The sequence below is a fragment of the Pseudomonas sp. KSR10 genome (genome assembly GCF_022355455.1).
GTDB classification, from domain to species: Bacteria; Pseudomonadota; Gammaproteobacteria; order Pseudomonadales; family Pseudomonadaceae; genus Stutzerimonas; species Stutzerimonas stutzeri_E.
Window position 1 is genome coordinate 164,623 of the sequence record NZ_JAKOEN010000016.1, and the last position, 13,548, is coordinate 178,170.

Sequence of the window (13,548 nt, forward strand, 5' to 3'; positions counted from 1 at the left end):
GCCCGTGCGCAGGCGGTGACGCCGTGCACGGCTCCTCTTCGCAAGCGCTTCGCGCCTGCGGGTTACGGGAACATCCATGGACAAATTGATCATTACCGGCGGTGCTCGCCTCAATGGCGAGATTCGCATCTCCGGTGCCAAGAACTCGGCCCTGCCAATTCTGGCCGCCACGCTGCTGGCCGATACGCCAGTTACCGTCTGCAACCTGCCGCACCTGCATGACATCACCACCATGATCGAACTGTTCGGTCGCATGGGTGTGCAGCCGGTCATCGATGAAAAGCTCAGCGTTGAAGTCGACGCCAGCAGCATCCAGACGCTGGTCGCGCCTTACGAGCTGGTCAAGACCATGCGCGCCTCGATCCTGGTGCTCGGGCCCATGGTGGCGCGCTTCGGCGAGGCGGAAGTCGCCCTGCCGGGTGGCTGTGCCATCGGTTCGCGCCCGGTCGACCTGCACATCCGCGGCCTGGAAGCGATGGGCGCGCAGATCGATGTCGAAGGCGGCTATATCAAGGCGCGGGCGCCGGCTGGCGGCTTGCGTGGCGCGCATTTCTTCTTCGATATCGTCAGCGTGACCGGCACCGAGAACATCATGATGGCGGCGGCGCTGGCCAATGGTCGCAGCGTGCTGGAAAACGCCGCCCGTGAGCCGGAAGTGGTCGACCTGGCCAACTTCCTCAACGCCATGGGCGCGCAGATTTCCGGTGCGGGTACCGATACCATCACCATCGACGGCGTGAAGCGCCTGGGTGGTGGTCGCTACAGCGTGATGCCGGACCGTATCGAGACGGGCACTTACCTGGTCGCCGCTGCCGCAACCGGTGGACGAGTAAAGCTCAAGGACACCGATGCCACTCTGCTCGAGGCCGTGCTACACAAGCTCGAGGAGGCTGGTGCTCACATCGACACCGGCAGTAATTGGATCGAGCTTGATATGAAGGGTAATCGGCCGAAAGCGGTGAACGTCCGTACGGCGCCTTACCCGGCCTTTCCCACCGACATGCAGGCGCAGTTCATTGCCATGAACGCGGTCGCCGAAGGCACTGGCACGGTTATCGAGACGGTGTTCGAGAATCGCTTCATGCACGTCTACGAAATGAACCGCATGGGCTCGCAGATTCTCGTCGAGGGCAATACCGCGATCGTGACCGGTGTACCGAAGCTCAAGGGCGCACCTGTCATGGCGACCGATCTGCGCGCTTCGGCGAGCCTGGTGATCGCCGGTCTGGTCGCCGAAGGCGATACTCTGATCGATCGCATCTACCACATCGACCGTGGTTACGAGTGCATCGAAGAAAAGCTGCAATTGCTGGGCGCCAAGATCCGCCGCGTACCGGGCTAGCGATTGGCAATAGGCCATAGCCGCGTGCTCCGTCGAGCCTCGGCCATGGTCAAAACTTGCAATCGCTGCTTCCGCCTGCGCCAAGGCCGCCATCAATAGGCTCCAAGGAATAACGTCCATGCTTACCATCGCCCTTTCCAAAGGCCGCATTCTCGACGACACCCTGCCTTTGCTGGCCGCGGCGGGTATCGTTCCGACCGAGAATCCGGAGAAAAGCCGCAAGCTGATCATCCCGACCACGCAAGATGACGTGCGTCTGCTGATCGTGCGTGCCACTGACGTGCCGACCTATGTCGAGCACGGCGCGGCGGATCTCGGCGTAGCGGGCAAGGACGTATTGCTGGAATACGGTGGGCAGGGCCTGTATGAGCCGCTCGACTTGAAGATCGCCAACTGCAAGCTGATGACGGCCGGTAAGGTGGGTGCAGCGGAGCCAAAGGGGCGGCTGCGGGTGGCGACCAAATTCGTCAATGTCGCCAAACGCTACTATGCCGAGCAGGGTCGCCAGGTCGACATCATCAAGCTCTACGGCTCGATGGAGCTCGCACCGCTGGTAGGGCTGGCGGATAAGATCATCGACGTCGTCGATACCGGCAATACGTTGCGAGCCAACGGGCTGGAACCGCAGGAACTGATCGCCATGATCAGTTCGCGCCTGGTGGTCAACAAGGCATCGATGAAAATGCAGCACACGCGGATCCAGGCATTGATCGATGCGTTGCAGCACGCGATAACGTATCAACGCTGATTCCTCTGCGGCGGCTGATAGCCGGCTCGCCTATCCGTGTCATAGCCTAAATTCTCAGGTGCCCGCACGGCTGGCTTGTTAATCTAGAGGCGCCTGAAAACCCGCTTGTAAGCATTCTCATGAGGCCTGTTATGACCGCTCCCATCGACATCCGCCGACTCAACGCTGCCGATCCTGATTTCTCGCGACACCTGGATCACCTGCTGAGCTGGGAAAGCGTGTCCGATGACGGCGTCAATCAGCGTGTGTTGGAAATCATTCAGGCAGTACGTGAGCGCGGCGATGCTGCCCTGGTTGAGTTGACCCAGCGTTTCGACGGCCTCGAGGTGGCCTCGATGGCCGACCTGATCCTGCCGCGCGAACGCCTTGAACTGGCGCTCGAGCGTATCAGTCCAGCCCAGCGCCAGGCCCTGGAGGCCGCGGCGGAGCGGGTCCGCCGTTATCACGAAAAGCAGAAACAGGACTCCTGGACCTACACCGAAGCCGATGGCACCGTGCTCGGCCAGAAGGTCACGCCGCTCGATCGCGCGGGGCTCTACGTGCCCGGCGGCAAGGCGTCATATCCCTCGTCCGTGCTGATGAACGCCATTCCGGCGAAGGTCGCCGGTGTGCCGGAAGTGGTCATGGTCGTGCCCACACCGCGTGGCGAACTCAACGAGTTGGTGCTGGCGGCCGCCTGCATCGCCGGCGTCGATCGGGTCTTCACCATCGGCGGAGCCCAGGCCGTGGCTGCGCTGGCCTATGGCACCGAGAGCGTGCCGCCTGTGGACAAGATCGTCGGCCCGGGCAACATTTATGTCGCCACTGCCAAGCGCCACGTGTTCGGCAAGGTCGGCATCGACATGATCGCCGGTCCCTCCGAAATCCTGGTGGTCTGCGACGGCCAGACCGAGCCTGACTGGATCGCCATGGACCTGTTTTCCCAGGCCGAGCACGACGAGGATGCCCAATCGATTCTGGTCAGCCCGGATGCGGCATTCCTTGATCGCGTCGCCGAGAGCATTGCGCGTCTGTTGCCGACCCTGGAACGTAACGAGATTGCCCGGGCGTCGCTACAGGGGCGAGGAGCACTGATCCAGGTTGCCGATATGCAACAAGCGATCGAAGTCGCCAACCGCATCGCGCCCGAGCACCTTGAACTCTCCGTCGAGAATCCCGAACAATGGCTGCCTGAGATCCGCCACGCCGGTGCGATCTTCATGGGGCGCTACACCGCCGAAGCCTTGGGCGACTACTGTGCCGGGCCGAATCACGTCTTGCCGACCTCGGGCACAGCGCGATTTTCCTCGCCGCTGGGGGTTTACGATTTCCAGAAGCGCTCGTCGATCATCAATTGCTCGGCTGCGGGCGCTTCTGAGCTGGGTAAGATCGCCTCGGTGCTGGCTCGCGGCGAGTCGCTGACTGCACACGCGCGCAGTGCCGAATACCGGATAAAGCAGTAAGACCGATAGCGGCGTTGAACTGCTAGGACTTGAGCGAAGGAGACGGCTCGGTGTAGCGAAACATCTTGGGTGGGTGTCGCTTTCACATTCACCGAGGCGTCACGCAACACCTTCGTCGTTCAACTCCTGCGATCCATTGATTGATAGCGAAGGAGATAAAGGGCAGTGAGTAAATTCTGGAGTTCCTTCGTCAAGGAACTGGTGCCCTACGTGCCGGGTGAGCAGCCGAAGCTGGCCAACCTGGTCAAGCTCAATACCAATGAGAACCCGTACGGCCCATCGCCAAAGGCGATCAAGGCGATGCAGGCCGAAGTCAGTGACAGTCTGCGGTTGTACCCTGACCCGAACGGCGATCGCCTCAAGCATGCGGTTGCCGATTATTACAATGTGCAACCAGGGCAGGTCTTTGTCGGCAACGGATCGGACGAAGTACTCGCCCATGCGTTCCACGGCCTCTTTCAGCACGGCAAGCCGCTGCTGTTTCCCGACGTGACATACAGCTTCTATCCGGTCTATTGCGGTTTGTATGGCATCGATTTCAAGGCCGTTGCGTTGGATGGGCAGTTCCAGATCGACGTCGACGATTATGTCCGGCCAAACGGCGGAATCATATTTCCGAATCCCAATGCGCCGACTGGCTGCCTGCTGGCACTCGATGCGATCGAGCGGCTGCTGCAGGCCAATCCGGATTCCGTCGTGCTGGTGGATGAGGCCTACATCGATTTCGGCGGTACCTCGGCCATTGCGTTGGTGGACCGCTACCCGAACCTGTTGGTCACCCAGACGCTGTCAAAGTCCCGCTCGCTGGCAGGCCTGCGGGTCGGCTTGGCTGTTGGGCATCCGGATCTGATCGAGGCATTGGAGCGCATCAAGAACAGCTTCAACTCTTATCCCCTGGACCGCATCGCCATCGCTGGTGCCGCGGCTGCGTTTGATGATCGCGAGTACTTCGAGCACAGCTGTCAGCGAGTGATCGCCAGCCGCGAGGCCGTGATCGCCGCGATGCAGGACTTAGGCTTCGAGGTGCTGCCGTCCGCGGCCAACTTCATCTTCGCCCGGCATCCGCAACGCGATGCTGCGCAGCTCGCTGCGGCGCTCCGCGAGCAGAGCGTGATCGTGCGGCATTTCAAGCAGCCGCGCATCGAGCAGTTCCTGCGGATCACCATTGGCGCACCGGAGCAGAATCAGGCCTTGCTCGAGGCGTTGAAAGGCATCGTCTGATCGTCCCGATCGCAAGCAACGTAAGATTGCTTGCGATCTATTGAGGACTCTTTTCTACCAACGGCCGCATCCCGACTTCGGCGGTCAGCGTCATTGGCTTGCCGTTGCGCAGGATATCGATGTCGATGTTGTCGCCAGGGCGCGCGCGGGCGACCTGGTTCATCGAACTGCGGCCGTCGACAGCTTGCTGTCCATCGATGCTGAGAATCAGGTCTCCTGGCAGCAGCCCGGCGCGTTCTGCTGGACCATCGCGATAAACCCCTGCTACGACGATTCCCGGCCGTCCGGCCTGGCCGAACGACTCCGCCAATTCAGGGGTAAGGGATTGCACCTCGACGCCGAGCCAACCGCGAATCACTTGACCATGCTCGACAATGGATTTCATCACTTCCATCGCAAGCTTCACCGGAATCGCGAAACCGATGCCCTGCGAGCCGCCGGATTCGGAGATGATCGCCGTGTTGATGCCGATCAGGTGCCCCGCGGTGTCGACCAGCGCGCCACCTGAATTGCCCCGGTTGATGGCTGCGTCGGTCTGGATGAAGTCCTCGTAGGTATTAAGGCCCAGCTGGTTGCGCCCTGTGGCGCTGATGATGCCCATGGTCACGGTTTGACCTACCCCGAACGGATTGCCGATCGCCAGTGTCACGTCGCCAATGCGGATACCGTCGGAGCGGCCGATGGTAATCGCCGGAAGATCCGCCAGATCGATCTTCAGCACCGCAAGATCCGTCTCGGGGTCGCTGCCGATCACCCGCGCAAGCGTTTCCCGACCATCTCGCAAGGCCACGACGATCTGCTCGGCGTTGGCCGTGACGTGGTTGTTGGTCAGCAGATAGCCCTCTGGGCTCATGATCACCGCTGAGCCAAGACTCGACTCCATGCGGCGCTGCCGCGGCAGGTTATCGCCGTAAAATCTCCGGAACAGTGGATCGTCCTTGAGCATCGGTGGCTGGCTGGAGCTGTCGATCACCTTAGTGGTGTAGAGATTGGCGACCGCCGGCGCTGCACTGCTGACCGCGTTGGCATAGGAGTAGGGGCCTTGCTGCGGTATGCCCACCAGCGGCGTTTGCTGCAGCTTATATTCCGGCTCGTCGCTAAGGCCCACCAGATGCGGGTAGCGCTGAATGATCAGCAGGGCCACTAGCAGGCCTACCAGCAACGGCCAGCCAAGAAAACGCAGGGCATTGATCATCGCGATTGAAAATCCGGACAGGTTGCGGAGGGCTATAGCGCCCCCTTAAGGTGGCGGCATTATACGAAGCTGGCGGCGAATTGCAGCCTTGCCGATAGTGAATCTGTGCGGATTGGCGAAGCGGTTAGCCATGTCGTTTTGCAGATGGGCACCTGTACGGTCTTTCGCCTTCGATAGCCAGCGTTGATTAATCAATTTTCTTTACGAGGACTTTCCACATGGCCGTTGCGCTAATTACGCTGGTCGAAGAGGCTGATCGCTACCTGAGCGCTGCCAAGATCTCCGACTATTGCCCCAACGGCCTGCAAGTGGAAGGGCGGCCGCAGGTGCGCCGCATCGTCAGCGGCGTAACCGCCAGCCAGGCGTTGCTCGATGCGGCGGTTGAGGCGCAGGCCGACGTGGTGCTGGTGCACCACGGCTATTTCTGGAAGAACGAGGACCCACGCGTCGTGGGCATCAAGCAGCGCCGACTGAAGACGCTACTCAGCCACGACATCAGCCTGCTTGCCTACCATCTGCCTCTCGATGTGCATCCAGAGGTCGGCAATAACGTGCAGTTGGCGAAGATGCTCGGGCTGACCGTGGAGGGGCCTCTGGAGCCTGACAACCCCCGCTCGGTTGGCCTTGTCGGCTCCCTCGATTCGCCGCTCGCCCCTGCCGACTTCATGCGTCGGGTAGAATCGGCGCTCGGGCGCGAACCGCTGATGATCGAAGGGGCAGAACCGATCAGGCGGATTGCCTGGTGTACAGGCGGCGCCCAGGGTTATATCGATCAAGCCGTGACGGCTGGTGTCGATGCCTATCTAACGGGAGAGGTTTCAGAGCCCACGGTGCACATCGCGCGGGAAAACGGACTGAGCTTTTTCGCCGCCGGTCACCACGCCACGGAGCGCTACGGGGTCCAGGCTCTTGGCGAGTATCTGGCGAAACGATTTGCCATCGAGCATCTATTCATCGATTGCCCAAACCCGGCCTGACCGGCGATGCCAATTGCCCTGGACCGCATTCCATGAGGAATGGAGCGCGGTTTCGCCGGCATAAACCTAGATCATTTAGATCTAATAGGCGGCCTGATTAGAAGTTTGTGCCGTGTTAAAGTTGCGCCCTCGTTCCGGCCGTGCCGGCCGTCCACCTGCAAATTCGTGAGTAGCCATGGTCGACAAACTGACGCATCTGAAACAGCTGGAGGCGGAAAGCATCCACATCATCCGTGAGGTGGCCGCCGAATTCGACAACCCGGTGATGCTCTATTCCATCGGCAAGGATTCGGCCGTGATGCTGCATCTGGCACGCAAGGCGTTTTTCCCTGGCCGGTTGCCGTTCCCGGTGATGCATGTCGACACTCGCTGGAAATTTCAGGAGATGTACCGCTTCCGCGAGAAGATGGTCACCGAGATGGATCTGGATCTGATCACGCACATCAACCCAGACGGTGTCGCGCAGAATATAAATCCGTTCACTCATGGCAGCGCCAAGCACACCGACATCATGAAGACCGAGGGCCTGAAACAGGCGCTCGACAAACATGGCTTCGATGCAGCCTTCGGCGGCGCCCGGCGTGACGAAGAGAAATCTCGTGCCAAGGAGCGTGTGTACTCCTTCCGCGACAGCAAGCATCGTTGGGATCCGAAGAACCAGCGCCCCGAGTTGTGGAACGTCTACAACGGCAAGGTGAAGAAGGGCGAATCCATTCGGGTCTTCCCGCTGTCGAACTGGACCGAGCTGGACATCTGGCAGTACATCTACCTGGAACAGATTCCGATCGTGCCGCTGTACTTCGCTGCCGAACGCGAGGTCATCGAGAAAAACGGCACCCTGATCATGATCGACGACGAGCGGATCCTCGAACACCTCACCGACGAGGAAAAGGCGCGTATCGAAAAGCGCATGGTTCGCTTCCGTACCCTCGGCTGCTACCCGTTGACCGGTGCGGTGGAGTCCACGGCCTCGACATTGCCGGAGATCATCCAGGAAATGCTCCTGACGCGCACTTCCGAACGTCAGGGCCGCGTCATCGATCACGATGGCGCAGGTTCGATGGAAGAAAAGAAACGTCAGGGCTATTTCTAAACGCAGCTGAAAGCTTGAAGCCGGAAGCTTGAAGCGAGAGCAGCAAGGAGCGCTGCATGAATTTTGAGAATCTGGACGTGTGGAAGAGATCGGCAAGGCTGTCCGTCAATCTGTATCGACAGCTAACCGACTCTCGCGAGCGCGGGTTCAAAGACCAAATTACGCGTTCGGGCTTATCCATCCCAAGCAACATCGCCGAAGGCATGAGCCGGGAAGGTATGAGGGAAAAGGTGCGCTTTCTGCTGATCGCCAAAGGCTCCTGTGCGGAGCTTCGAACGCAACTTTATATTGGTCGGGAGGCAGGCTTCGTATCCGAAGAGTTTGCGAAGCCGAGCATTCAGGAGACCCGAGAAATCGCCGCCATGCTGTCCAGCTTAATTCAAACCATTCGTAACGACTGATAGCAGAGCACGCTGCTGGTGTGAGGGGCTGTTACTTCCAGCTTCCAGCTTCCAGCTTCCAGCTCGGAGAATGCAATGAGCCACCAATCCGACTTGATTTCCGCCGACATCCTCGCGTACCTGGCCCAGCACGAACGCAAAGAGCTGCTGCGCTTCCTCACTTGCGGCAACGTCGACGACGGCAAGAGCACCCTGATCGGGCGCCTGCTGCACGACTCGAAGATGATCTATGAAGATCACCTCGAAGCGATTACCCGTGATTCGAAAAAATCCGGCACCACGGGCGATGACGTCGACCTGGCACTGCTGGTCGACGGCCTGCAAGCCGAGCGCGAGCAGGGCATCACCATCGATGTCGCCTACCGTTACTTCTCCACCGCCAAGCGCAAGTTCATCATCGCCGACACCCCCGGCCATGAGCAGTACACGCGCAACATGGCGACCGGCGCCTCTACCTGCGACCTGGCGATCATCCTGGTCGACGCCCGCTATGGCGTGCAGACCCAGACCAAGCGCCACAGCTTTATCACTTCACTGCTGGGCATCAAGCACATCGTCGTGGCCATCAACAAGATGGACCTGATGGACTTCGATCAGTCCGTTTTCGAGCGCATCAAGGCCGACTACCTGGCCTTTGCCGAACGCATCGAGCTGCAACCGACGTCCTTGCACTTCGTGCCGATGTCGGCGCTCAAGGGCGATAACGTGGTCAATCGCTCCGAGCGTGCGCCCTGGTACGAAGGCCAGTCGCTGATGGAAATTCTCGAGAGCGTTGAGATCGCCGGCGATCGCAACTTCGACGATCTGCGCTTCCCGGTGCAGTACGTCAACCGGCCCAACCTCAACTTCCGCGGCTTCGCCGGCACACTCGCCAGCGGTGTCGTGCGCAAGGGCGACGAGGTGGTGGTTCTGCCATCCGGCAAGCGCAGCAAGGTCAAATCCATCGTCACCTTCGATGGTGAGCTGGCACAGGCCACGCCGGGCGAGGCCATTACTCTGACCTTGGAAGACGAAATTGACGTGTCGCGTGGCGACATGCTGGTCCATGCTGACAATCAGCCCCGCATCGTCGATAGCTTCGACGCCATGTTGGTATGGATGGCCGATGAGCCGATGCTGCCGGGCAAGAAGTACGACATCAAACGTGCTACCAGCTACGTGCCGGGTTCGATTGCCAGCATTACCCATCGGGTTGACGTGAATACCTTGGAGCATGGCGCGGCCAGCAGTTTGCAGCTCAACGAGATTGGCCGGGTCAAGGTCAGCCTGGACGCCCCGATTGCCTTGGATGGTTATGCGCAGAACCGCACCACCGGCTCGTTCATCGTCATCGATCGCCTCACCAACGGCACCGTGGGTGCGGGCATGATCATTGCCGATCCGGTTGTTCAAGGCTCATCAGGACACCACGGTGCACTGGCGCATGTCTCCACTGAAGAGCGTGCGAGTCGCTTTGGTCAGCAGCCTGCGACCGTGCTGTTCACCGGCCTTTCAGGCGCGGGTAAGAGCACACTGGCCTACGCGGTGGAGCGCAAGCTGTTCGATATGGGCCGAGCGGTCTATGTTCTTGACGGCCAGAACCTGCGCCATGACCTGAACAAAGGTCTGCCGCAGGATCGTGCGGGCCGTACCGAAAACTGGCGTCGGGCCGCGCATGTAGCGCGCCAGTTCAACGAGGCGGGCCTGATTACATTGGCAGCTTTTGTCGCACCGGATGCAGAAGGGCGCGAGCAGGCCAAGGGGCTGATCGGAGCCGATCGAACCATTACCGTCTACATGCAAGCCTCCCCGCAAGCCTGCCAGCAGCGCGATCCGCAGGGACTGTACGCGGCCGGTGGGGATAACATTCCGGGTGAATCCTTCCCGTACGACGTGCCGGGCAATGCGGACCTGGTGATCGATACCGAGTCGTTGACGGTGGAAGAGGGTGCCAAGCAGGTCATCGATCTGCTGCGTAAGCGCGGCGCCATCTAAACGCACCATTTTGGAAACGAAACGCCCTGCAGATGCAGGGCGTTTTTGTTTGCGTCGATTTCTTTGCAGGGCAGCTCGAAGCGCTACGCACAGCACCTGTGCTATGGCTGCGGTCGGCCTTAGCGCACCACGTACTTGAGGATATCTACGATTTGGTCCGTGGTTATAGCCCAAGTCATAGCGCCCGCGTCGACTTCTTTCAGCGGATGGACGATATCTTCGCCGTGCAGCGTCACATAAGGCTTGCCCAGCGCCGCGCAGTAGCCCGCGTCGAAGGCTGCGTTCCACTGCTTGTACTTTCGCCGAACCGCACCACCACCAGGTCTGCTTGCTGGATCAGCGTCTTGATCGCGTTGACCTTGGACGATTTATGGTCATGCCAGAAGGCATTGGGCTCGGCGCCCAGGCAATCGCCGGCGGCATCGCTGGCTTCGTGATCCGTTACGGCGGAAGTGAAGGCTACATACAGCTCGGCGGCCCTGGCGCCGCGCTCGATTTCACCTCGCCAATCGGTGTGGATCTCGCCGGACAGGTAAACGGTAAAGGTCATGGTTCCTCCTGAATATCGTGTTGCTTGCGATATGGCTCGCAGGCAAAGAGGGGCCGATGTTAGCTCAGTAACATGCGTGAGGGACAAAGTTGGCCAATGTGGCCGGCATAGGTTGGGCTGGCCGAAGGCGTAATCCAATGGGCTGAGCGGGTTGGTGCGGTTGTGGTGTTTAGGCGATAGATGCGGCCGATTCGCGGTAAACGGGCCATTACATGGGAATCCAGCCTTGCAACCAAAAGCGTGGGGTCCAGCCAGTGTGATGTTGCATCATGTAAGCGTCTGCGGTTTGGGGCAGCGTAGGGGCTTCGCTTATTAGGACTTTCCCCAGAACCAGAAGCACCGGAATCGCGATGACGGCGCATGAGAGGCGCTGGGTGCCGGAGGGTCTTGCGGGTTTGGACCAGCGAGCCAAGGCCAGGCCAATCAGCAATGCCAGCCAGGTTTCTGTGTAGGGCATGACGAATACGCCATCGACCTGAGCCAAGACCAGTGCGCCGACGATCGCAACCCAAAGACCTGCATCTAGCTCGTTGGCCGAAGCTTGGCGTAGACAGCGGGCGCCGTGCAGCAATCCCCAGGCACCCAGAGCGAGAGCAATAATGGTTGCGGCAAAGCCCCATTCAGCCAGCCATTGAAGAACAACCTGATGAGGATGGGCTGCGATAGGGTTATAGGTTGCCGAGTAGTGCATGGGGCCAACACCCAGCCAGGGGTTGGCCAGGGCCATTTCCCATGCCCATTGCCATATACGCTCGCGGCCGGAGAGGCTGGTACGCAGGCTATCGCGCAGGACCGGATCGAGCCCCTGCCAGAGTGGGATCAGTTTGAACAGTAACAAGAATAGTAAGAAGCCCAGCAAGGCCGCGCCTGCCTGCAAGGCCAAGATACGCCCAAGCTGGCGGTTGATCAGCAGCAGAGCGAGATGGCTGGAAAGCACCCCCAGCCATAATCCCCGTCCGCCGAGGATAAAGGCGATACACCATTGAGTGGCAAGTGCCAGCCCCAGCAGTGCGGCGAATGCAACACGCCGATGCCGGCGGCAGCCCTCCACCAGCAGCGCCATCACGGGCAGGAGCATGACCTGGAACTGGCCGAAAAAGCGGGGATTGGAAAAGCCGCTGAACAGAATGTCGGCATTGAGCATCCGTATGCCGGTGATAAAAGCCATCAGGTAATAAACGAGAAACTGGAACGCATGAATGAAGCCGACGGCGGCCATTGCCCATAGGACGAACTTTAGCCATGTGGGGCGCATTGCCAAACCGCCTACGGCCAAGGCTAATATGATCAGTCCTGTATACCGGCTCCACTCCTTGAGCGCCCATTCCGGCCAAGCGGCGAGCATGGATGAGCATAGCCCTAAAAGAATTAGTCCAGATAAAAGAGATAGAGCAAGGCGTGGCAAGGCCGCCTGGGGTAACAAGGCAGCCAGGGGCGCGCAGGTGCACAGCAGGAGCAATTGATAGATACGCTGCTGGTCATGCCAGCTATATCCGGAGTGCCAAGTTTGGATAGCCGATAGCCAGAAGGCGGTGAGTAACAACGCAAGCAGTGAGTACGTTATCGCAGCCGGAGCGAGAGCTTTCATCCGTAAGGCTATTTTTCCAAGAATTTAATGCTCAGTATGCAGTAAGTGAGCCAGGCGTATCCGAAAAGCCCTTCCCACTCTATGGAAAGTCGGTTTTATAGATTGAATTCGCCGTAGGCGTAGGTCGACCGTTCGCGAGGCGCGCGCGTATGAGCGCGGTGGGAAATGTGTTTGGTGCGGGCACGGTAAGTGTCCCTAGCGATCCCGTCATACGAGATCTTCAATAAACAAAAACCCGCCGGAAAGGGCGGGGTTTTGTTTTGGGCGGACAGACGAGGTGCAACCGTATGGTTGATTCGCCTGGCAAGATTCGCAGTGAGCAATGAACACGCCTTTGGCTATTCATCCTACGATAAGCGGTCCGCCATACCCTTGTTTAAGACTGTGGGCAGGAGTTTGGAGCAAACTTTGCATCGCTGGCGCCGCTAGATGCACAGGCCCAGGTCCCGTCAGCAGCAGTCCGAGTCCACGTCAAGGTGGCGGACGCAACTTGTGTCGGAGCGTTTTGGATCGCGCACGCAATAGTAGTCGCAGTGACGGTGATGTTGCAGTTATTAGTACTAGCTTGTAAGCCAACTAGTGCGAGCGTAGGCGTATCACCATTGTTCACTATCTCTTCAAAAGCAGTACGGCCGGCTGAAATTTCAGCAAGACCCGCTGTCATCTTGGATCGTGCCTGATAGTCGCTATAAGCTGGCAGTGCGATAGCTGCCAAGATGCCGATGATCGCTACGACGATCATCAATTCAATTAGCGTAAAACCCTTCTGCATCTGAGCTTTCATTTGAATCTCCTTTAAGTGTTAAGGCTGTTAGCCTGCCAGAGATAAAGCAGTTGGCGTGCCAGCTCTCGTTCGCGCTGAGCGCGGCCGGTAAAAATGTGAGGCTCCTCAACTAATGCCACCGCTACGGACCGTTTAGGCAGCACCGCTGGCCGCTTGCGCGTGGCGTTGATTGTCATGAGATAGCTTTCGCCCACTCGTCGTGGTTGTTGAATGTTCTTTTGCGGGCGATATGT

General features: G+C 59.4%; 11 protein-coding genes and 1 pseudogene. 8 read left to right on the forward strand and 4 right to left on the reverse strand.

The genetic code is table 11. The annotated features are described in order from the left end of the window. The first annotated feature begins 76 nt into the window (after positions 1–76). From murA to hisC, 4 genes are all read left to right on the forward strand, one after another. Positions 77–1,342 (forward strand): UDP-N-acetylglucosamine 1-carboxyvinyltransferase, encoded by a 1,266-nt coding sequence (gene murA, locus MCB86_RS07770; protein ID WP_045163498.1) that lies wholly within the window; start codon positions 77–79, stop codon positions 1,340–1,342. Positions 1,343–1,460: 118 nt separating this feature from the next. Beyond that, positions 1,461–2,090 (forward strand): ATP phosphoribosyltransferase, encoded by a 630-nt coding sequence (gene hisG / locus MCB86_RS07775; protein WP_045163497.1) that lies wholly within the window; start codon positions 1,461–1,463, stop codon positions 2,088–2,090. 131 nt (positions 2,091–2,221) lie between these two features. Then, a complete protein-coding gene (gene hisD, locus MCB86_RS07780; protein WP_239610516.1) occupies positions 2,222–3,532 on the forward strand; it encodes a histidinol dehydrogenase in 1,311 nt (436 codons plus the stop codon). A 165-nt stretch (positions 3,533–3,697) separates the two neighbouring features. After that, positions 3,698–4,753, forward strand: a complete 1,056-nt coding sequence (gene hisC / locus MCB86_RS07785; RefSeq protein ID WP_239610517.1) for a histidinol-phosphate transaminase — start codon at positions 3,698–3,700, stop codon at positions 4,751–4,753. 37 nt (positions 4,754–4,790) lie between these two features. Here the strand turns inward: hisC and algW are convergent, their stop codons facing one another. Then, positions 4,791–5,948 carry a Do family serine endopeptidase AlgW gene (gene algW, locus MCB86_RS07790; RefSeq protein ID WP_239610518.1) on the reverse strand — a complete coding sequence of 386 codons (1,158 nt, stop codon included), beginning with the start codon at positions 5,946–5,948 and terminating at the stop codon, positions 4,791–4,793. A gap of 218 nt (positions 5,949–6,166) precedes the next feature. On the opposite strand from algW, the gene MCB86_RS07795 reads away from it, so the two are divergent. The 4 genes from MCB86_RS07795 to cysN all read left to right on the forward strand — a co-directional run bounded on the left by MCB86_RS07795 (position 6,167) and on the right by cysN (position 10,393). After that, positions 6,167–6,925 (forward strand): Nif3-like dinuclear metal center hexameric protein, encoded by a 759-nt coding sequence (locus MCB86_RS07795; RefSeq protein ID WP_239610519.1) that lies wholly within the window; start codon positions 6,167–6,169, stop codon positions 6,923–6,925. Positions 6,926–7,100: 175 nt separating this feature from the next. Beyond that, complete coding sequence (gene cysD / locus MCB86_RS07800; protein ID WP_239610520.1) at positions 7,101–8,018, forward strand: sulfate adenylyltransferase subunit CysD; 918 nt, start codon at positions 7,101–7,103, stop codon at positions 8,016–8,018. 56 nt (positions 8,019–8,074) lie between these two features. Next, positions 8,075–8,419, forward strand: a complete 345-nt coding sequence (locus MCB86_RS07805; RefSeq protein WP_045163491.1) for a four helix bundle protein — start codon at positions 8,075–8,077, stop codon at positions 8,417–8,419. Between the two features lie 75 nt (positions 8,420–8,494). Continuing rightward, positions 8,495–10,393, forward strand: coding sequence for a sulfate adenylyltransferase subunit CysN (gene cysN / locus MCB86_RS07810; RefSeq protein WP_239610521.1), 1,899 nt, complete (start codon positions 8,495–8,497; stop codon positions 10,391–10,393). Between the two features lie 119 nt (positions 10,394–10,512). On the opposite strand, the pseudogene MCB86_RS07815 reads toward cysN, so the two are convergent. From MCB86_RS07815 to MCB86_RS07825, 3 genes and pseudogenes are all read right to left on the reverse strand, one after another. Then, a pseudogene (locus MCB86_RS07815) lies at positions 10,513–10,943 on the reverse strand (YtoQ family protein). Positions 10,944–11,151: 208 nt separating this feature from the next. Next, the gene (locus MCB86_RS07820; RefSeq protein WP_239610522.1) at positions 11,152–12,486 is read right to left on the reverse strand and encodes an O-antigen ligase family protein; all 1,335 of its coding nucleotides are present in this window, start codon (positions 12,484–12,486) and stop codon (positions 11,152–11,154) included. A 421-nt stretch (positions 12,487–12,907) separates the two neighbouring features. Continuing rightward, the gene (locus tag MCB86_RS07825; RefSeq protein ID WP_239610523.1) at positions 12,908–13,315 is read right to left on the reverse strand and encodes a pilin; all 408 of its coding nucleotides are present in this window, start codon (positions 13,313–13,315) and stop codon (positions 12,908–12,910) included. Positions 13,316–13,548 lie beyond the last annotated feature (233 nt).